This is a genomic window from Amycolatopsis sp. lyj-84 (assembly GCF_046549075.1).
Taxonomy (GTDB): Bacteria; Actinomycetota; Actinomycetes; order Mycobacteriales; family Pseudonocardiaceae; genus Amycolatopsis.
This window is the reverse complement of the sequence record NZ_JAJPWO010000004.1, coordinates 138,004-156,826: the sequence shown is the minus strand read 5'-3', so window position 1 is coordinate 156,826 and position 18,823 is coordinate 138,004. Positions and strand designations below refer to the sequence as shown.

19 protein-coding genes are annotated in these 18,823 nt (G+C 69.2%); 10 read left to right on the top strand and 9 right to left on the bottom strand.

The features are described 5' to 3' along the window. Window positions 1–25: 25 nt before the first annotated feature. The 6 genes from ACLJRM_RS14900 to ACLJRM_RS14875 all read left to right on the top strand — a co-directional run bounded on the left by ACLJRM_RS14900 (window position 26) and on the right by ACLJRM_RS14875 (window position 6,382). The gene (locus ACLJRM_RS14900; RefSeq protein ID WP_410663261.1) at window positions 26–646 is read left to right on the top strand and encodes a DUF6801 domain-containing protein; all 621 of its coding nucleotides are present in this window, start codon (window positions 26–28) and stop codon (window positions 644–646) included. Window positions 647–722: 76 nt separating this feature from the next. Then, window positions 723–2,372: a fatty acyl-AMP ligase gene (locus ACLJRM_RS14895; RefSeq protein ID WP_168214360.1), complete on the top strand. Its 1,650-nt coding sequence runs from the start codon at window positions 723–725 to the stop codon at window positions 2,370–2,372. Beyond that, window positions 2,365–2,628 carry an acyl carrier protein gene (locus ACLJRM_RS14890; RefSeq protein ID WP_168214359.1) on the top strand — a complete coding sequence of 88 codons (264 nt, stop codon included), beginning with the start codon at window positions 2,365–2,367 and terminating at the stop codon, window positions 2,626–2,628. The genes ACLJRM_RS14895 and ACLJRM_RS14890 overlap by 8 nt, the downstream gene beginning before the upstream one ends. Before the next feature lie 5 nt (window positions 2,629–2,633). Next, complete coding sequence (locus tag ACLJRM_RS14885) at window positions 2,634–2,945, top strand: hypothetical protein (protein WP_410663260.1); 312 nt, start codon at window positions 2,634–2,636, stop codon at window positions 2,943–2,945. Beyond that, window positions 2,945–5,959: a WXG100 family type VII secretion target gene (locus ACLJRM_RS14880; RefSeq protein ID WP_410663259.1), complete on the top strand. Its 3,015-nt coding sequence runs from the start codon at window positions 2,945–2,947 to the stop codon at window positions 5,957–5,959. The genes ACLJRM_RS14885 and ACLJRM_RS14880 overlap by 1 nt, the downstream gene beginning before the upstream one ends. 21 nt (window positions 5,960–5,980) lie before the next feature. Continuing rightward, the gene (locus ACLJRM_RS14875; RefSeq protein WP_101609023.1) at window positions 5,981–6,382 is read left to right on the top strand and encodes a hypothetical protein; all 402 of its coding nucleotides are present in this window, start codon (window positions 5,981–5,983) and stop codon (window positions 6,380–6,382) included. An 8-nt stretch (window positions 6,383–6,390) separates the two neighbouring features. Here the strand turns inward: ACLJRM_RS14875 and ACLJRM_RS14870 are convergent, their stop codons facing one another. Next, window positions 6,391–7,743, bottom strand: coding sequence for a GntP family permease (locus ACLJRM_RS14870; protein ID WP_410663258.1), 1,353 nt, complete (start codon window positions 7,741–7,743; stop codon window positions 6,391–6,393). Between the two features lie 144 nt (window positions 7,744–7,887). On the opposite strand from ACLJRM_RS14870, the gene ACLJRM_RS14865 reads away from it, so the two are divergent. After that, on the top strand, window positions 7,888–8,772 hold the full coding sequence (locus ACLJRM_RS14865; RefSeq protein WP_410663257.1) for a LysR family transcriptional regulator: 885 nt from the start codon (window positions 7,888–7,890) through the stop codon (window positions 8,770–8,772). Between the two features lie 3 nt (window positions 8,773–8,775). Here ACLJRM_RS14865 and ACLJRM_RS14860 read toward each other — a convergent pair whose 3' ends face one another. Then, window positions 8,776–9,540, bottom strand: coding sequence for an ABC transporter permease (locus ACLJRM_RS14860; protein WP_410663256.1), 765 nt, complete (start codon window positions 9,538–9,540; stop codon window positions 8,776–8,778). Then, entirely contained in the window at window positions 9,537–10,448 is a 912-nt protein-coding gene (locus ACLJRM_RS14855) for an ATP-binding cassette domain-containing protein (RefSeq protein WP_410663255.1), read from the bottom strand. Before ACLJRM_RS14855 ends, ACLJRM_RS14860 begins: the two co-directional genes overlap by 4 nt. A gap of 169 nt (window positions 10,449–10,617) precedes the next feature. Here ACLJRM_RS14855 and ACLJRM_RS14850 point away from each other — a divergent pair, with 169 nt between their 5' ends. Then, the gene (locus ACLJRM_RS14850; protein ID WP_410663254.1) at window positions 10,618–11,688 is read left to right on the top strand and encodes a tartrate dehydrogenase; all 1,071 of its coding nucleotides are present in this window, start codon (window positions 10,618–10,620) and stop codon (window positions 11,686–11,688) included. A gap of 67 nt (window positions 11,689–11,755) precedes the next feature. On the opposite strand, the gene ACLJRM_RS14845 is transcribed toward ACLJRM_RS14850, so the two are convergent. The 3 genes from ACLJRM_RS14845 to ACLJRM_RS14835 form a co-directional block, all read right to left on the bottom strand. Beyond that, window positions 11,756–13,003: a DUF222 domain-containing protein gene (locus ACLJRM_RS14845; protein WP_410663253.1), complete on the bottom strand. Its 1,248-nt coding sequence runs from the start codon at window positions 13,001–13,003 to the stop codon at window positions 11,756–11,758. Between the two features lie 339 nt (window positions 13,004–13,342). After that, entirely contained in the window at window positions 13,343–13,771 is a 429-nt protein-coding gene (locus ACLJRM_RS14840) for a pyridoxamine 5'-phosphate oxidase family protein (protein ID WP_410663252.1), read from the bottom strand. 26 nt (window positions 13,772–13,797) lie between these two features. Beyond that, window positions 13,798–14,622: an arylamine N-acetyltransferase family protein gene (locus ACLJRM_RS14835; protein WP_410663251.1), complete on the bottom strand. Its 825-nt coding sequence runs from the start codon at window positions 14,620–14,622 to the stop codon at window positions 13,798–13,800. Window positions 14,623–14,697: 75 nt separating this feature from the next. Between ACLJRM_RS14835 and ACLJRM_RS14830 the strand changes: the two genes are divergently transcribed. Further along, a complete protein-coding gene (locus tag ACLJRM_RS14830) occupies window positions 14,698–15,291 on the top strand; it encodes a TetR/AcrR family transcriptional regulator (protein ID WP_101609019.1) in 594 nt (197 codons plus the stop codon). 12 nt (window positions 15,292–15,303) lie between these two features. On the opposite strand, the gene ACLJRM_RS14825 is transcribed toward ACLJRM_RS14830, so the two are convergent. Next, entirely contained in the window at window positions 15,304–16,365 is a 1,062-nt protein-coding gene (locus ACLJRM_RS14825; RefSeq protein ID WP_101609018.1) for a hypothetical protein, read from the bottom strand. Between the two features lie 107 nt (window positions 16,366–16,472). Then, the gene (locus ACLJRM_RS14820; RefSeq protein ID WP_410663250.1) at window positions 16,473–17,429 is read right to left on the bottom strand and encodes a zinc-binding dehydrogenase; all 957 of its coding nucleotides are present in this window, start codon (window positions 17,427–17,429) and stop codon (window positions 16,473–16,475) included. Window positions 17,430–17,507: 78 nt separating this feature from the next. Here ACLJRM_RS14820 and ACLJRM_RS14815 point away from each other — a divergent pair, with 78 nt between their 5' ends. Then, window positions 17,508–18,182, top strand: coding sequence for a TetR/AcrR family transcriptional regulator (locus ACLJRM_RS14815; protein ID WP_101613325.1), 675 nt, complete (start codon window positions 17,508–17,510; stop codon window positions 18,180–18,182). Here the strand turns inward: ACLJRM_RS14815 and ACLJRM_RS14810 are convergent. Beyond that, a complete protein-coding gene (locus ACLJRM_RS14810; RefSeq protein ID WP_101609016.1) occupies window positions 18,148–18,789 on the bottom strand; it encodes a TetR/AcrR family transcriptional regulator in 642 nt (213 codons plus the stop codon). The two genes, ACLJRM_RS14815 and ACLJRM_RS14810, sit on opposite strands and share 35 nt — an antisense overlap. Window positions 18,790–18,823: the final 34 nt, after the last annotated feature.

The following is an 18,823-nucleotide window of genomic DNA, read 5'->3' as shown; positions in this document are numbered from 1 at the left end:
CAGAATTCCTGACCGGAGGATTTCCATGACGCGCGTTTCGTCCGTAAGACCTTTTGCCGGGATCGCCGCCGTTCTCGTCTTCGCCGGAGCAGCGGTCACCTTGCCCGCCGTTTCGGCGAGCGCCGCGCCGCTCGCCGGACCGGTGACCAAGGACCTGACTTTCACCTGCGAAATGCCGCTCATCGGAGCGCAGCCTGTCGCCGCGAAGGTGACAGCGACCTTTCCCGAGGCGGTGACCGCGGGCTCTCCGATCGATGTCACCGGCTTTTCGGTGGCCGTTTCCCTCGACGGGGACAGCGTCACCGCGCTGAATCTGATCGGCGCGGCGACGATCGAAGGAACGGCGTCGGCCAACGTCGACGTCGACTACAACGGCACTGAACTCGGTGTCACGCTCAACGGCCTGGGTTTCCCGGTCACCGCCGTACCGCAGGACGGCCCGCTGGCACTCAGTATCACCGGCCCGATCCCCGGGCTCACCGTGAAGAAGCCCGGTTCGGTCGCCTTCGCGGTGGGCGGCGCCTTCACCGGGAAGGTCACGCCGAGGCACGCGGACGGGACGCCGACGGACCTCGGCACGTTCGACCTGCCGTGCGGCATCGCCCCCGGCCAGGACGCCTCGCTCGCGACCGTGACGGTGAACTGACCCGGTTCCCGGCGCCCCTGCGTACCCCCGCAGGGGCGCTAAGCGGATGATCACCGGCTCCAGTAAGTTGCCGGACATGACCGCGTCGCCGGTGGAAGTCCCGGAGCAGGTGCTGCGCACCTCGATCGTCGAGCGGTTGTTCGCTCGCGAGACCGACCCGCGCCCGCTGTTCACGCATCAGGATCACGGCGCGGGCGTGGACACCACGGTCACCTGGGCGGAGTTCGTCTCCCGGGTCAGGGAAGTCGCGGGGGAGCTGGGCCGGGTCACGCGTCCGGGTGATCGCGTCGCCGTGCTGACCGGCCAAGACCTGAACTACCCCCTCGCGTTCTTCGGAGCACTCGCCGCGGGGCTGGTGGCCGTGCCGTTGATGGCGCCGGGCAGCCCCGCGCAGCGGGGCAGGCTCGCCGGTGTGCTGGAGGACTGCGGTGCCCGGGTCTGGCTGACGTCGTCGGCCGCCGCCGCGAAGACGCGGGAAGCCGGGACGCCCGAACATCTTCTCGTGGTCGACGAGCTTTCCGGGCCGGGCGCGGATCCGCTCCCGGTCACGCCCGAGGGTCCCGCCTACCTCCAGTACACGTCCGGGTCGACGCGGGAGCCCGCCGGTGCCGTGATCCCGCATCGGGCGGTCACCGCGGCCTGCTGGCAGGCGAGTCAGGCCTACGCGGTCGACGAGGGGACCACTTGTGCGGGCTGGATCCCGTTCTTCCACGACATGGGCTTGATCCAGCTTCTTTGCCTGCCGGTCTTCGCGGGCGCGCGGTCGGTGTTCATGTCACCCGCCGAGTTCGTGCACCGGCCCGCGAGGTGGCTGCGTCAGCTCGCCGATCACCCGGCCGTGTTCACCGCCGCGCCGAACTTCGCGTTCGACCTGGCCGCCGACGCCGCGGAAGACGCCGGGGACGATCTGGACCTTTCCGACGTGCGGATCGCGCTCAACGGCGCCGAACCGGTCCAACCGCGCACGGTCGCGCGCTTCCGGGAGGTGTTCGGCCCGCGCGGGTTCCGGCCCGAAGCCCACCGTCCGTCCTACGGTCTGGCCGAGGCCACGGTGTACGTGGCGAGCGCGGGCGCGGAAGGACCGCGGGGCGCGGTGTTCGACAGGGAGGCCCTCGCGCAGGGGCGCGCGGTCGAGGTGCCGGACGGTCAGGAGCTCGTCTCGGTCGGCCGTCCGCTCGGGCAGCGGGTGCGGATCGTCCGCGACGGTGTCGCGCAGCCCGACGGCTTGGCCGGGGAGATCTGGATCCACGGCCCGAACGTCGCGGCCGGTTACTGGGGCCGTGGCGACGCCGCCGCGTTCGGCGGGGAACTCGAGGGCGACGACGGCTGGCTGCGCACCGGCGACCTCGGCGTCGTCCACCGCGGCGACCTCTACATCACCGGCAGGCTCAAAGACCTCATCGTCATCGACGGCCGCAACTTTCACCCGCAGGACATCGAAGCGGTGGCGGGTGAAGCGCATCCGGCGATCCGCCGCGACCGCGTCGCCGCTTTCGGGGTGGCGGACGAAATGGGTGAAGGGGCGATGTTGGTAGCCGAATGGGCAAAGAACGCCGAAGCCGATGTCAAAGAAGTCACCCGGATGGTATTACGCGCGGTGTCACGTGAACATGATCTGACGTTGCGATCGGTACGTCTGGTTCCCTCCGGTGACCTTCCGCGCACTTCCAGTGGCAAGGTGGCGCGGGCGGCGGCCAAGGCGCGTTATAGTCGGCGCCGTGGGTGATCACCGCGCGGAGGTCGTGAAGGTCGTCAGCGAGACTTTTCGGCTTGATCCCGCCGAAATCGAGCCGGACGCACCGCTCGAAGAGCTGGGCATCGACTCAAAGGGACGGATAAAACTCCTGTCGGCGCTGGAGATCTACCACGACGTGAGGATTGATCTGGACCAGCTCGACCGGTTCACCGACATCGGGTCGGTGGCCGAAGTGCTCACAGAGGCACTCGGCGATAAAGCCGACGGATCCGACGAAAGGCGCTGAAAAGAATGAGCGGGGGCTTCACCGCGGCGACCGATGCGCTTTCAACGGCATCGAAGGACATCGGCAAGCTGACGGAACAGTTGCTCGAAGACAATCCTGATCTGTCGAGCACACCGGTGAACGCGGCGGGCTTCGGCCAGGCTCACGGCGACCACTCGAAGAAGTACACCGACGGCGTGGCGGCGCTGTGGGCCTCGGTCCAGGGCTACAGCAAAACGCTCGGCTCGTTCGGCACGAACCTCGGCACCGCGGGCACCACTTACGGTGCCAACGAGGACGAGACGAAGAACAAGATCACCAAGACGGGGACGCGCTAGTGGCCGACGAACTCACCTGGACCGAAGTCAAGGCCGTCCTCGACGACCCGAGCGTGCCGCCCGGTAACAAGACGGCGCTCATCGGCTCGTGGATCAAGACGCATCCGGCGCCGCCCCCGTGGGGCGGGGTCGAGGAGCCGGAAGAGATCAAGCAGAAGCGCAAGGAAGCCGAAAAGTACGCGCAGACCTTCAACGCCCTTCCGTTCATGCCGTACGACGGCGACACCAAAAAGATCTACGGTGGCGCGAAGGCGGCAGGCGATCAGGCCAGCTTCACCCAGAAGGAAGAAACGAAGGCCGTCAACGACGGCGACAAGAAGCTGGACGGCACAAAGGAACCCACGCCGGAAGGCGGCGGGACCAAGACGTCGGACGAGATCTTCGACGCCGCCGTACCCGCGCTCAAGGTCTTCCAGACCTTCGGTTCACTGCTGGCGAAGCTCCCGGAGGACTGCCGGGGGACCAGCCGCGCGCTCGACTTCGAGAAGGACATCAAGAAGCCGTTCGACGAGCAGCGCGGCATCAACTTCAAGAACTTCGTCGACGACGCCGCGCACTTCAAAACGGGCTCGAAGACCGTCGAGAAGGCCATCGACGACACCGGATCCCAGCTGAACACCCTGTACGGGACCTGGACCGGAAAGGCCGCGGACGCTTCGTCGGAGAACTACAACGAGAAGATCCATCCCAAGGCCAAGAAACTCGCCCAGACGCTGAACACCGCCGGCGAAGCGACGCTGCACACCACCACCACGGTGTTCAAGCTCTGCAAGGAGAAGGCCGACCAGGTCGTCAAGGGTTACAAAGAGGTGGTCGGCAAGGCCGACTTCGCGATGGCGCAGAAGGTCGTCGCCATCGCCGCCGGCGAGAAGAGCGGCAAGGAAGACCTCGGCGCGATCGCGGGCTGGATGGACGCCAACTTCGGCTCCAACCTCGTGCAGCAGTTGAACAACGACGGCTGCTGCGACGACGACGAGTTCAAGAAGGCGGGCCAGAACCTCGCCAAGCAGTGGATCCAGAGGCAGTTCATCCCGGAGATGTGGACCGCCATCTACCTGGGCTTCGAGAAGAACTGCAAGGAAACCAAGGATTTCGTCAACCAGGCCTATGACGAACTCGACAAGGTGATGGGCAAGGTCAAGAACGAGTTCGAAGGCGCGGGCGCCGACGGCAAGGGCGGCGCGGGCGGTCCCGGCGGTGGCACGGGTGGCGGACCCGGCGGCCAGGGTAACGGCGGACCGGACTTCACCGGCGGTTCCGGCGATGGCAAGGGCGGTTCCGGCAGCGGAGGCCCCGGCGGCGGTCCTGGTGGCGGCTCCGGCGACGGCACCGGCTCATCGGGCCAGAAGCCGCCGCCCGTTCCGGATGTGAAGATCCCCGAAGGTGGTTCCGGGGGTGGACCCGGCGGTGGCCCGGAGGGTTCGGGCGGCGGCACGGGTGGCGGCTCGGGCACCGGCGGTTCCGGTTCGGGTGGCGGCAACGGCCCGGCGGACCCGCCCAAGCCTCCGCCGATCCCGGACGTGAAGATCCCCGACAGCGGAGCCGGCGGCGGATCGCCGGGTGGCGGTTCCAGCGGTGGCTCCGGTGGCGGTCCGGAAGGCAAGGACGAGACGTCCCCCTCGGGTTCCGCTCCGCCGCCGAATTCCGGCGACGAGCAGCGGGCCGCGGCCGAAGAGGCCAAGAAGCAGGCCGCAGCGGCGGCCGAGAACGCGAAGAAGCAGGCTTCCGAGGCCCTGGGCAAGCTGGGCGACGGTCCCACCGGCGCGGATCTCGGCGGTTCCGGCGGATCCGGTCCGGGTGGTTCCGGTACGGGCGGTGGCGGCGGTGGCGGCGGCACGGATCCCGCGTCCGAAGCCAAGGCAGCGGCCGAGAAGGCGACCGAAGAAGCGAAGAAGCAGGCTTCCGAAGCGCTCGACAAACTCGGTGACGCTCCTGGCGGTACGGGCGAAACCGATTCCAAGGAAGCCGCCGAGAAGGCCGCCGAGGACGCGAAGAAGAAGGCATCCGAAGCGCTGGACAAGCTCGGCGACGACATGCCGGGCGGGGACGGCGACAAGCTGACCGGTGACAAGACCGGTGAGGACGGCGACAAGACCAAGGACGGCGAGAAGGCCGAAGACGGCGAACGCGAAACCCTCAAGGTCAAGCAGGGCGACAAGACCTTCGAGATGACCGAGCCGGACAAAGACGGCGAGATGGAGATCAAGGTCGGCGACGGTTCGGGGCCTGCCAAGGACTTCAAGCTCGACTGGACCGGCGACGAGTCCAAGCTGGGCGACGCTCCCGATGGCGACGGCAAGAAGGACGACATCCACCGCCCCGGGGCGGACGGCAAGATCCACATCCAGGACGGCGATGTGAAGATCACCGCCGAACGTCCCGACGGCCCGTCCGGGCCGACGGTCGTCACCGTCGACGACGGCACCGGGAAACCGACCACGTACACCCTCGGCGAGGACAAGGACCCCTCGGACACGCACAAGCCCTCATCCGAGGCCAAGCCCCTCACCGGGACGACGCAGCCCGAGCACCGTGCGCCGCTCACCCCGCACCAGGGTGGCGGGGGAACCGTCCCCGACGGTATCCGCGCCGGTGACCTCGACGGCGGTGGCGGTGGCAGCCACGGCGGCGGCGGAGGAGGCGGCGGCCACGCCGGTGGCGGCGGCGCGGGGATCGCGGCCCCGTTCGAAACCGCGACCCCCGTGAGCGGGCAGCCGTCGTCGTTGACCGAAGGCGTGCACACCGGCGGCGGGGCGCATCAGCCGCAACCCGTGCCCGCGGGCGCCCCGTCCGCTCCGGTGAGCGGATCGACCGGCCAGTCGTTCGGCGGCGGCGCGATGCCGCCGATGGGCGGCATGGGTGGTGGCGGCCAGGGAGGCGGCGGTGACCAGGAACGGTCCAACCGGGCGTACCGGATCGAGGGCGAGGTGTTCGACCAGATCAACGAACCCACCGGCCGGATCACCGGTTCGCTGCTGGACGATGAGGATCAGCCGGTCACCCGCAGGCGGTAAGCCGAGGCAGGAGAGAAACAGATGAGCGCCGATGACACCGCCGGGATGAAGGCGACCCTGGACGGTCTGGTCCGCGAGCAGTCGGAGCGCCGGGCCCTGCGGGACAAGAAGGCCGACGAGATCAAGGCGAGCTCGCAGGAGTTCATGACCAAGCAGGTCCAGACCGCCCAGCGCTACGTCGAGCACCGGCGTGAGCTGGGGGAGCGCAAGACGAAGTCCGGTTGGAGCACCGACCGGTCGCACGCGGAGCCCGGGAACTCGTCGGCGTTCGACGGCGCCCCTGCCTTCGAGGACCCCGCGGCTCCGTTCACCTCGGAGCCGCCCGCCCGCGTGGGGCGGGACACCCCTCGGCGCGCTCCTCGTCGTCCGGCTCCGGTGGACGACGAGGACGACGCCTTCCTCAACAACCGCTGGCGCGAGTGACTTCGCCGTCAGACCACGAGGCCGAACGCCAGCACGATCGGGAGTGAGATCACCGAGGCCAGTGACATGGCGACGGTGTGGGTCTTGAACGTGCCCCGGGTGCTCAGCCCGAGCAGCGACTGGAACATCCAGAAGAAGTTGCTGCTGACGTGCGGAAGGAACAGCGCGCCCGAGCAGGCGGCGAGGGCGACCAGCACCACCGGGACCCCGAGCGAGCCCGCGATCGGCGCGAGGATGCCCGCCGCGGTGATCGCCGAGATCGAGATGGACCCCATCGCGATGTGCAGGACGGCGGCGATCAGCCAGACGAGCGCCAAGGGCGGCAGGAAACCGGTGCCGAACGAGCCGGCGAGCACGTCGCGCAGGCCCGACTTGCCGATCACCTCGGCGACCGAGCCAGAGAGCCCGGACAGCACGAGAATGGGTCCGGCCAGCGCGAGCGCCTTGCCCACGGCCGCGTTGACCTCGTGGCGGGCGAGGACTCGCCGGGCCAGCAGATGCGCGAGGCCGGCGCCGATCGCCATGGCGATCACCGGCTCGCTCAGCAGCGAGACGGGTCCCAGCGGGAAGCGGAACGCGGCGGCGAGCGCGCCGAGGGCGATCAGCGACAGCGTCAGCAGCACCGGGGAGACGGCCAGCGACAGGGGCAGTTGCCGGACGGTCGTGGACGCCGGGGAACTCGCGGCCTCGGCGACACCCTCGTCGTCATCGCGCTCCAGCTCGTCCGCGGCCGGATTCCAGCGCAGCACCCTCCGCAGCAGCACGGTGAAGATCAGCGTGGTCAGCACGGCGGTGGGGAGGCCGACGGCCAGTCCGAACAGGAACATCTCACCGAGCGGCACCTTGAGCAGGCCCGCGACGGCGAGTGCGGCGACCCCGGGGACGACGAAAACCAGGCCGACCTCGATCCCCGCGGTCAGCGCGCCGCCCATGAGCGCGACGCCCCGCGGGCCCAGCCGGGTGCCGAGACGGCGGGCCAGTGGCGCGGTGAGCACCAGGACGACGTCGGAATAGATCGAGGTGAACACCGTCGACAGCGAAACGGCGAACACCATCGGCACGCGCTTCTCCCCGAAGACGCCCAGCAGCCGTTCCAGGACACGATGCAGGGTGTTCGTGGCGGTGAGCAGCGAGCCGATGACGACGCCGAAGGTGATGAGCATGCCGATCTCGGCCATCACGTCACCGAATCCGGCGGCGAGCGCTTCGGTCGTGCCGCTCGCTCCGAGGCCCGTGGCCAGTCCCAGGTAGGTGGCGCCGATCAGCAGGCCGAAGATCGGCGGTGTCTTCAGCCAGGTGATCATCACGACGATGCCCACGATGGCGATGCCGGTGTGGGCAAGGAGCCAGGCATCGGACACGGTGCCCTCCTCGGACTCGAGGCGGGACGGCGCCGGTGCCGTCCCTCGTAGCGACTCAGTAAGCCCCGCCGGTGGGTCGCCGGTCCAAGACCGGGTTGCTGGCAAGGTGATAGGTCCCGGCTATCGACCACGAGGGGTTCCGGAGTGGATGCTCGTCAGTTGAAGTACTTCCTGGCCGTCGTCGACGCCGGGAGCGTCCACCGGGCCGCTGAGCTGCTCTACGTCGCCCAGCCCTCGGTCTCCCAAGCCCTGCGCACGCTCGAGCGGGACCTGGGAAGCCTGCTGTTCCACCGGACCGGCCGCCGGCTGGTGCTGACCGCCGCGGGACACGCCCTCGTGGCGCCCGCACGGGAGGTCATGCGCGGGCTGGACCTCGCCAGGGCCACGGTGGAGGCGGTGGACGGCCTGCTCGGCGGGGAACTGGTCATCGCCTCGATGCCGTCGCAGTCGGTCAGCCCGCTCACGGACCTGATCGCCGCCTTCGCCGCCGTCAACCCGTTCGTGCTGATCTCCGTCCGCGCGGCGAGCACCCCCGGCGACGTGGCGAAGATGCTCACGACCGGCGACGCCGAACTCGGCGTGGTGGCGGCCTCGCCGACGGCGCCCGCGCTGCCCGGCTTGGAGGCGGTGCGCCTGGAGACCCAGCGTTTCGCCGTGCTGGGCCGCGACGAAGCGGCACTGCCCCCGGCCGATCCGGTCCGGCCCGCCGATCTCGTCGGAGCCGCGCTCATCGTCGGCCAGCAGGGCACGGGCATGCGGCGCGTGGCCGACGCCGTGCTCCGTGAGGCCACCGGCAGCCGGTTCGTGGTCGAGGTGGAACATCGGGAGGCCGTCCTGCCCCTCGTTCTCGCCGGGGTGGGCATCGCGGTGGTCAGCGACTCCTGGCGCGCACTGGCGAAATCGGCGGGCGCCGCTGTGCGGGCACTGGACTGCGCCGATTCCCTGGAGGTGTCTCTGGTGTCCCGGCCGGGGCGGTTGAGTCCCGCGGCGGCGGCCTTCCACGGTCAGCTGGAGTCCGGACGAGGGTAGGCATCAAGCGTCTCGTCTGCCGATCGCGGCCAGCCCGAGGCAGGTCGCCGCTGTCGCCCACCCGGCCATCGCGAGGAGCGCGCCCACCGGGGACAGAGCGGTTTCCACCGCCGCGCCGCTGAGCTGGCCCGCCAGTTCCGAAGGCAGCACCGAGGCGATCCGGTCGTCCCACGGCGCGGACAGCAGCATTCGCGGCAGCATCGGCAACGCGAAGAGCAGCACCGCCATCGTGACCAGTGTGCCGGCGGTGGATCTGATCAGCGTGGCGAGGCCGAGCGCGATGACGGCGATGACCATCATGAGCAGGCCCTCGGCCAGTACCACCGGGAGCCCGGTGTCCACTGTGGTCAGTGACCCGATCGGCCGGTCGCCGATCAGCAGCCTGCTCAGGAAGAACGTCGCCACCGCGATCACCTCGCCCGCGATCAGCGTGATCGCCGCGACGACGGGAACCTTGGCCAGCAAGAGTTTCTTCCGCGCCGGGACGGCGACCAGGGTGGTGCGGATCATCCCGGTGGAGTATTCGGACGTGGTGGTGAGGATGCCGAACGTCATCAGGCACAGCTGCACCACGGTCAGGACGGACGTTCCGTCGCCGAGACCGCCGAAGTGGGCGCGCTCGTCGGGAGTGGCGGCGTCCCAGGCGTCTGCGGAGATCAGGGCCATCAGGCCGCCGACGAGAATGGCCGCGAACGAGAAGCCCAGCAGGATGTGCGTCGAGCGGACCGATCTCGCCTTGACGGCTTCCGAAGCGATGACGTCGATCACGGTGCTGTCCTTTCGGCACGGTATTCGAGGCTGTCGTTGGTGAGCTTGAGGTAGGCGTCCTCGAGCGAGTCGCTCCGCGGCGTGAGCTCGTGCACCGCGATTCGGCTCCGCACCGCGATGTCGCCGATGACCACCGCGTCGAGGCCTTGTGCGGCAAGGCTTCCGTCGGACTGCCGGGTGACGGTGGCGCCCGCCGACCGCAGCAGGCGGGCCAGTTCGGCGTCGTCCGGCGTGCGTACCAGCACGTCGCGTTTGAACCGCTCGGCGAGTTCGGCGATCGACGTCTCCGCGATCAGCCTGCCCCGCCCGACAACCACGATGTGGTCCGCGGTCAGCTCCATTTCACTCATGAGATGGCTGGAGACGAGCACGGTCCTGCCTTCGGCCGCCAGCGACCGCATGAGGTCGCGGATCCAGCGGATGCCCTCCGGGTCGAGACCGTTGATCGGCTCGTCGAACAGGAAGATCCCGGGATCGCCGAGCAGGGCCGCGGCGATTCCGAGCCGCTGCTTCATGCCGAGTGAGAAGCCGCCGATCCTCTTTCCGGCCACACCGGTGAGACCGACCCGGTCCAGCACCGTGTGCACCCGCGCCTTCCGGATTCCGTTGCTGCGGGCGAGGCAGTACAGGTGGTCGAAGGCGCCGCGCCCGCCGTGGACGGCGCCGGCGTCGAGCAGCGCGCCCACGTGATGAAGGGGGCGATCGATGTCGGCGTAGTGCCGGCCGTTGATCACCGCGTCGCCGGAGGTCGGGATGTCCAGGCCGAGAACGGCTCGCATCGTGGTGGACTTGCCCGCGCCGTTGGGACCGAGAAAGCCGGTCACACAACCGGGTTCGACCCGGAAGGAGAGGTGGTCCACGGCGAGCGTCGGGCCATAGCGTTTGGTCAGTTCCCTGATCTCAATCATGGCGACAATGCTTTCCCGCCACCGCGATCGGCGAATCAGACCGCGGGATCGAAAGCCTCCGACCCGGGTATGACCGCTTCTGGCGGAAGCCGGTTGATAGGCGCAGCCTTTCACCGCGGCAAGAACTGGGTCTTGGACGCGGCGGCAAGGCCCGGCGTCCACTGGACCCATGACCAGCTACCGCATCGCGCTCATCCCCGGCGACGGCATCGGCACCGAAGTACTGCCCCCGGCCCAGGCGGTGCTCGCCGCCGTCGGCAAACGCCACGGGATCGAATTCACCTGCGACTCCTTCGACTGGTCATGCGAGCGCTACCTCGCCGAGGGCGCGATGATGCCGTCGGACGGCCTCGACCGGATCCGGCGGCACGACGCCGTCCTGCTGGGCGCGGTCGGCTGGCCGGGCGTGCCTGACCACGTGTCGCTGTGGGGGCTGCTGATCCCCATCCGGCGAGGCTTCCGGCAGTACGTCAACCTGCGGCCGGTCAAAGTGCTCGCCGGCGTGCCCAGCCCGCTGCGCGCCGCGGGCGCCGGGGACGTCGACCTCGTCGTGGTGCGGGAGAACGTCGAGGGCGAGTATTCCGAGATCGGCGGGCGGCTCGGCCGGGGTACCGAAGACGAACTGGCCGTGCAGGAGGCGGTGTTCACCCGCAAGGGAGTCACCCGCGTCGTCGAGTACGCCTACACGCTGGCCGCGAGCCGCCGGAAGCACGTGACCTCGGCGACGAAGAGCAACGGAATCGTCCACACGATGCCGTTCTGGGACGAACTGGTCGAAGAAGTGGCGGCGCGGCACCACGATGTGCGCAGCGCCAAGGAACACATCGACGCGCTCGCCGCGAAACTCGTACTGGCGCCGGAGCGGTTCGATGTGATCGTCGGCTCCAACCTCTTCGGTGACATCCTCAGCGACCTGGCCGCCGCCGTGGCCGGGAGCATCGGCGTCGCCCCGGCGGCGAACCTCAATCCCGAGCGGGAATTCCCGTCGATGTTCGAGCCGGTGCACGGTTCCGCTCCCGACATCGCCGGGCAGGGCAAGGCCAACCCGCTGGGCGCCTTGTGGTCCGCGGCCATGATGCTCGACCACCTGGGTCATCCCGAGGCGAGCGAGGAACTGCTGGCCGCCGCTTTCGGCGTGCTGGCCGACGGCGTCAGCACCGCCGATCTCGGCGGGACCGCGGACACCGCCGGGTACACGCGCGCGGTGCTGGACCGGGTCGGCGGACATGGTCGTGGCTAGGACTGCTCTTTCGACCTGTGGGCATGGCGAGGGGCCCGTCGCCGGTGTGGCTGGCGGGCTCCTCGGGTCACACACGGGTGTTGCGCCGGGATCGTCGTAGCGGGTCCAGATATTGGGGTGGGATGAATTCCGGTAGCCCGTCGGCCGCCATGTGGACTTGCCAGTCGCCGTGGTGGATCAGGCGGTGGTGGAAGCCGCACAGTAGGACGAGGTTGCGGAGGTCGGTGGGGCCTCCGTCTGCCCAGTGGTGGATGTGGTGGGCGTGGCAGTTCTTCGGCTTGCGATGACAGCCGGGGAACGCGCAGCCTCCGTCACGGATGTTCAAGGCGCGGCGTTGTCCGGGGGTGACGAATCGTCTCAGTCGTCCTACGTCGAGGGGCTCACCGGCGGCGTTGAGCACGACGGGGAGCATGAGGCAGTCGCAGGCGGCCATGCGTGCTTCGCGGGCGGTCATGGTTCCGACGAAGTCCACACACGCCGTACCCAGGCCCGACTTCAACTCGTCGAGACTGATCGTCACATGAATCAACGTCCGGTAGCCGCTCGTCCCAGGTTGATCCGGGCACGCAACCGCGAGATCCACGAGGTCGACCCAGGCGTCACCCTGACGCTCGGCCTTGGTCCGCAGATCCGCCTGGCCGAACTCGTCGATCGGACGGGGTGCGGCGTGAGCCTCGAGGGCGGCGGCGGTCCGGGCACCGGCCTCGTCATCCAGCAGGCCGTTCAGTTTCCAGTAGCCGTCTTTGCGGCGCTCCAGGGTCAGCTCGCGGCGGGGCTGGGCGGGTTCGGGATCCTTCGGTTCCTTGCCGTCCGGGTCCAGCCAGCCCAGCAGCTGGTCCCCGAGATCCGACACCTGCTGCGGTCCCGCCTTCCGGGCGAGATCGGCGAGGGTTGTCTCCGCGTGCTCCCGATCCTCCACCGACACCCCAGCCGGGATCTTCCGCAGGATCTCCACGATCTGCTTGATCCGTTCCTCGCCGATCGCCCCCTCCGCCGCCGCAACAGCGGTCGCCGGTGCGAAGGCCGGAATCTCCGTGCCATCCAAGCCACACGTGGGGTTCAGATCGATAGCGCGATTCACATACGGCCGAGCTTCGCCCTGGCTCAGTCCGGCGACATCGGCGAACCACGCCACCGTCGTCCCATAACCGTACAAGTCTTTCGCGCCACGAGAATCAATCTCCGCCAAATACTGGCCCAACCCCGCGGAGGCCACCCGCATCACCTGCAGAAACTGCTGCACGCCATGGGCAAGCTCCAGCTTGCCGGCGCGCCACAACTCCTGCGGCAACTCGGGAAGGAAGGTCTCGGACACCCCACAAGAATACCGCAAACCTATCGAACAGGTGTTCGTAATTTTAAGCAACAATGAAACCGAACAAACGCCACTGAAGGGTGATTCCGGCGGGAATGAGCCCGCGTCCGCGTGACGGAATGCGCTGGGTCGTGAGTGGCAATTCGGGTTATTGAGGGGTAAGTCAAAGGTGGCGTTGTGTCTGCACCCACGGTGATCGCCGTCCGATCACGCGAGATCCGTCTCCCATCACACGTGATCGCCCCTCAAACACACGTAGACGCCGCCCGAACACGCCACCTTTGCCCTTCACCTCGATCCCGAAACGCCACTCACGACCACCTGTACCGGCGCCTCACTTCAGCCGGACCGCGGAAGCTCGACCTCCCGCATTTCCGGTGTCTCAGCACGGAAATCGCCGTACCTCGCCCAGTGGAGCGCGACGCGCAGGACGACCACGCCCCCGCCGCCGATCGAGTCCGCGAACTCCGGGAACGTCGCGAGATAGGCGGCCTCGCAGCGCTCGAGTTCCTTTCCGGCCGGAGCGTCGGCGACACCTTCGCATTGCAGTGTCGTGCCGTCCGTGCCGCCGATGACGATCGCGATCCGCCCGTCGCGGCGCAGGTTCGCGACCTTGCGGGAGTCCGGTTTCGCGTCGAACACGAGCTCGCCGCGATCGGTCACCGCGAGCGGGAGATAGGCGGCTTGGGGCGCGCCGCCGGGGCCGAGCGTCGACACGACACCTGTCCGCTGCGCGCGCACGTACTCGATCAACTCGCTGTGGTCCATCGCGCCAGGTTAAGGCGGGGCGTCGCTCACCTCCGCGCGGCGTCGGCCTGAATGGCCAGCCAGGCTTCGTGCTGCCCCTCCGTCCTGTCCCAGAGTGCGGCCAGTTCACCGGTCCCGATGTCCTCCAGCGGGATGCGGAATTCCGTCAGTGCCCCCGCGAATTCGTCCAGGGTGGACAGTGTGCGGCGATCGGTGCCGTCGCGCGTGACCGTCCGCGCGCGGAGGGCCAGTTCGTGACCGTCGCGATGGTGTTGCGCCACAAGCACTCTGGCGAACGGGGAGGCCGGGTCCCTGGTCAGGGCCCGGTCGGCGAATTCGGCGAGTTCGCGGGGCGCGGTGCGGAAATCGCAGGAGGCGATCGTGCCGTTCGGATGATGGTGCACTCGCCAGGTGCCGGTGTCGAGACGTTCCATCCGGTAGGGCAGTTCTCCTTGCCGGTGCGTGCCTTCCCGTAGCGGTAGCGGCTCGAGGAACGCGTCCCCGATGCCGGTGTCGGCGAGCCAGCGCTCGCCGTCGACGTCGATCAGCAGGGCGATGTGGTTGCCCCATTGACCGTCGCCGCGGGTCGCGCGCTGTACCGCGGCTTCCACGATCGTCACGGTGAATCCGGCTGCCCGGAGCAGGAGGGCGAGTGCGCCGTTCATTTCGTAGCAGAGCCCGCCGCGGCCGCGACGCGTGAACTTGTCGAGCAGTGCGTCCGGGGTGAGCAGGATCGGCCTGCCGAGTTGGATGTCGAGGTTCTCGTAGGGGATCCGCAGCCGCCACGCCCGGTGCAGGTTCCGCAGCGTCGCCAGATCCGGCCGGACAGGTTCGCGGTACTTCAACCGGTCGAGGAACGCGTCGAGCGTCATGCCGCCTCCATTCGTTAGACTAACTCTAAGATTAGAGTAGCTCTAAGTTTGGCTCGGCTCCAGTATGCTGGGCCCATGACCGAACCGGTGGGCTTGCGGGAACGGAAGAAGTGGCGCACCAGGAAGGCGTTGATCGAGACGGCGTACCGGCTCTTCGAGCAGCAGGGCTACGACCGGACGACCACCGCCGAGATCGCCGCGGCCGCCGAGGTGTCCACCGCGACGTTCTTCAACCACTTCGCGACGAAGGAGGACCTCCTCCTCACCGACGACGGCGAGCACATCCTGCGTGCCGGGTTGGACGTGCTCGCGGCGCGCGAGCCGGGCGAGACGGCGGCGGGACTTCTGCGGCGCGCGATGCACCGGATGCTAGCCGAGGCGGGGACCGGGATCCGCGACCCGGCGGCCGAGCCGGAGCGGATCCGGTTGGACCTGATCACGTCGGTGCCGTCGTTGCGCGCGACGATGCTGCAGCGGGCATTCGACGCTCAGCAGCGGCTTTCGGCCGCGCTGCGCCGGGCCTGCGACGGCGAGCTGGACGAGATCGACGCCGCGGCGATCGTCGGCGCCGTCACCGGTGCCGTCTTCGCCGCCGGGCAAACCGCCGTGCGCGAGGGGATTCCACTCGACGACGCGATGCGGCGGGCGATCGATCTCGCGACGGCCTGACGAGCCGCCGGTTCACGAGCGGCGCCAGGCGATCCCGCGATAAGTGGAGCTGTCCGCGGCGAAGCCGTAGCCGATGATGACGGCGCCCACCGCGTTGATGTGCTGGGCCACGATCGCCGTGAGCTCGCGGGGCGACGGGAGCGGGATGGGTGTCGCGTCGGCGTCCCAGCGGACGGGCCGCACCGTTCCCTGGCTCACGGACTCGCCGACGACCGTTCCCGCGTCGTCGAGGTCGAAGCACGTGCTGGCGACGTCCGAGGGCAGGGGCCGGAGCACGGTGGGCCGTCCGTCGCGATCCCAGCGCGCGCAGGTGCCGCGCCGGTCCGGTGTCACGCCCCAGCCGATCGCGACGCCTGGCCCGGCGATCCGGACGACCTGTCCCGCGGTGAACTCCGGTTCTCCGGTCAGCAGGACGGTGCCGCCGTCGCGGTTCCACACCACCCCGTCGCCGAGGATGGCGCCGGAATCGGTGATGCCGCAGGCGGTCGCGCGGCGGGGCGGCGGCAGTTTCCCGATCTTGCCCGACGGGGTCCAGCGCACCGCGGTCCGGGCGCCCGTGCCGTCCTTGGCCGATCCGACGACTTCGTCCAGTCCGTTCAGGTCGTGGGCCTGGGTGTCACCGCCGCCGGGAAGGGTGCCGAGTTCCACCGCCTCACCGCCGGGTTCCCACCGCAGCGCCCGCCACCGGTAACCCGGCCGCATCGCGTTCCCCAGGATCGATCCGCGTTCGTTCACCCGGCACGCCGTGCCGGAGACCATGCCGGAGGGGAGTTCGAGCACCCGGACCCGGCCGCCGGGTTCCCAGCACGCGGGCCGGAGGTTCTCGCCGGTGTAGAGCGCGCCGGCGACGAGGCCCGCGGTGTTGGCGCTGACGGCGCGGCCGCCGGAAAAGCCGTCGAGGATCGGCAACGGCGACGGACGTCCGTCGCCGTCCCAGGACACCGGCCGCGCCCCCGACTCGCCCACGATCATCCCGGCGTCGTTCACGCAGTAGGCGCCGGTGCCCTCTCCGGCGGAGAGCGGACGCAGGTCGACCGCCGTGAAGCCGGGTCCCTCGGGTGTCGGATCGGGCACGAGTGCGCAGCCTAGTGCGAAGAACGCTTGCGGTGGCGAAAATTGCACTGACCGGGTGACGCGGGTGTCCTCATCGGATCCGGAGACCGCACTCCACAAAGGACGGGCTACGGCGTCAGCACGATCCTGCCGAACACTTCGCCGTCGTCCATCTTCCGGTGCGCCAGAACGGCTTTCTCCAGCGGCAGCAGCTCGTGCACCACCGGGCGCAGTTCACCGCGGGCCGCGGCGTCGAACTGGGCCGCTCCCACCGCCCGCTGATCGGAACGGGGCACCGTGTCGGCGCTGAGGGCGGAGAACGACAGGGACTTCCGGAACGCCGCGATGAGCTTGGTGCCGAAGTCCGCGGGCGGCATGCCCGCGACGACGCCGACCGCCACCATGCGGCCGTTCGGTTCGAGCCGGTCGAAGAAGGAAGGCATGTCCACACCGGACACGATGTCGATGATGACGTCGTACCCCGCGGGGCCGTCCCCGTCGCCGGAACGGCCGAGGACGTGGGTCGCGCCCAGTTCGCGCAGACGCTCGCCGCGTTCGGCCGACGACGTCGTGACCGCCACGGCGCTCGCGCCCCCGGCCGCCGCGAGCTGCACCGTCATGATCCCGATGCTGCCCGCCGCCCCGCGCACCAGCACCGCCTCGCCGGGGGCGAACCGCGCGCGGGCGAGCGCGAAATGGGCCACCACGCCGGAAGTCCCGAGGGCGACCGCGTCGGTGGTGGCGAGATTCGCGGGGAGAGGCACGATCCGCTCGACGGGGACGGCCGCGTGCTCGACGTAGCCGCCGCCCTCGCCGGTGAACGCCCAGACGCGCCGCCCGATCCAGGACGGGTCGACGCCGTCGCCCGCCGAGGTGACGGTCCCGGCCACCTCGTTGCCGGGTACATGCCCTTCCCGGAAGCCGAATCCGGAGAGAGCCCCGCTCCGGATCACGGTGTCGACGCCGCCGACGCCGATCGCTTCGACACTGATCAGCACTTCTCCCGCGGCGGGAACCGGGGTGGGGAGGTCGATGACCGCCAGGCCTTCGGGGCCGCCGAACGCCCGGATCTCGACTGCTCGCATTTCGTCTCCTCGTCCTTCGTCTTCGGTCAGGCGGAAAGGTAACGGACGCCCCCGTCCGTTTTCGCTAAAGTGAGAGTGGTGACCAGTCGTTTGCCTCGGATCCCGCGCTCCGACGCCCTGGACAACCGCGACCGCATCCTCGAAGCGGCTCGCGCGCTGTTCGCCACCGAAGGGCTGAACGTGCCGTTGCGGGAGGTCGCACGCCGTGCCGATGTCGGCCCCGCCACGCTGTATCGCCATTTCCCGACCAAGGAGATCCTGGCGACGGAGGCCTTCTCCGACCAGATGCGCTTGTGTCACCTCGTCGTCGACGAAGGGCTCGCCGACCCGGATCCGTGGCACGGCTTCTGTTCCGTGATCGAGAAGATCTGCGAGCTGCACGCGCGCGACAGGGGTTTCACCGCGGCCTTCGTTTCGGCCTTCCCCAAGGCGATCGACTTCACCACGGACCGCGACTACGCGCTCAAGGCGATCGCCGAACTGGCAGGCCGGGCCAAGGACGCCGGGAACCTGCGGCCCGACTTCGTCCTCGACGACCTGATCCTCATGCTCATGGCCAACAACGGGATCCAGGCCGTTTCGCCCGCCGCGCAGGTCGCGGCGTCCCGGCGGTTCGCGGCGCTGGTGATCCAGGCTTTCCGGGCCGCGCCGGAACAGGTGCCGCTGCCACCAGTGGCGCGCCTGGCCCTCGTGGCGCCGGCAGGCATGACCCTCTCGGTCACTTCCGGCGAGCTTCGAGGCCTTCCAGGATGAGATCCAGACCGTAGGCGAACTCGCCCGTGTGGTCGTACTCCGGCCGCCGGGAGTGCTCGACTACCACCTCGGTGAGATAAGGGAACTCGTCCGGCGGCAGCTGTTCGAGAAGGTCGCCCGCCACCTGATCGACGTCGCCGCTCACCGGCAGGTTCGACTCCTGGAGAACGAAGCCCCCGATGTAGCTGTCGATGAGCGAGACGGCGTGCACGGCCATCGGGAGCGTGAATCCCGCTCGCCGCAAAACCCCCAGGACGGCGTCGTGGTGGCGTAGCGTCGCTTTCCCGGGATTGCGGCGGGAGTCCATGAGACCCAGAGCCCAGCTGTGCCGTGACAGAACTTCGCGGGCGGACGAAGCGCGTGCGCGGATCGCCTCGCGCCAGTCGTCGTTTCCGGCATCGGGCAGTGCGATCGCCGCGAAGACCGTGTCGATGACGCCGTCGAGGATCGCGTCCTTGTTCGGCACGTGGTGGTACAGGGACATGGCCTCCACGCCCAAGTGCTGCGCCACCCGCCGCATCGTCATCGCTTCCACGCCGCCACTGTCCGCGACCTCGATCGCGGCTCGCAGTACGCGTTCCCTGGTGAGCGATCGGCGAGGCGGCACATTGACAACCTTACAGGTGTAAGCCAACCTTACG

What these genes read in the sequence shown, in the direction of transcription:
- ACLJRM_RS14840 (WP_410663252.1), bottom strand. Translation starts at nt 13,771, where the DNA reads ATGGACCACAGCGAGTTGATCGAGTACGTGCGCGCGCAGCGGACAGGT.
- ACLJRM_RS14885 (WP_410663260.1), top strand. Translation starts at nt 2,634, where the DNA reads ATGAGCGGGGGCTTCACCGCGGCGACCGATGCGCTTTCAACGGCATCG.
- ACLJRM_RS14835 (WP_410663251.1), bottom strand. Translation starts at nt 14,622, where the DNA reads ATGACGCTCGACGCGTTCCTCGACCGGTTGAAGTACCGCGAACCTGTC.
- ACLJRM_RS14850 (WP_410663254.1), top strand. Translation starts at nt 10,618, where the DNA reads ATGACCAGCTACCGCATCGCGCTCATCCCCGGCGACGGCATCGGCACC.
- ACLJRM_RS14855 (WP_410663255.1), bottom strand. Translation starts at nt 10,448, where the DNA reads ATGATTGAGATCAGGGAACTGACCAAACGCTATGGCCCGACGCTCGCC.
- ACLJRM_RS14875 (WP_101609023.1), top strand. Translation starts at nt 5,981, where the DNA reads ATGAGCGCCGATGACACCGCCGGGATGAAGGCGACCCTGGACGGTCTG.
- ACLJRM_RS14830 (WP_101609019.1), top strand. Translation starts at nt 14,698, where the DNA reads ATGACCGAACCGGTGGGCTTGCGGGAACGGAAGAAGTGGCGCACCAGG.
- ACLJRM_RS14900 (WP_410663261.1), top strand. Translation starts at nt 26, where the DNA reads ATGACGCGCGTTTCGTCCGTAAGACCTTTTGCCGGGATCGCCGCCGTT.
- ACLJRM_RS14895 (WP_168214360.1), top strand. Translation starts at nt 723, where the DNA reads ATGACCGCGTCGCCGGTGGAAGTCCCGGAGCAGGTGCTGCGCACCTCG.
- ACLJRM_RS14820 (WP_410663250.1), bottom strand. Translation starts at nt 17,429, where the DNA reads ATGCGAGCAGTCGAGATCCGGGCGTTCGGCGGCCCCGAAGGCCTGGCG.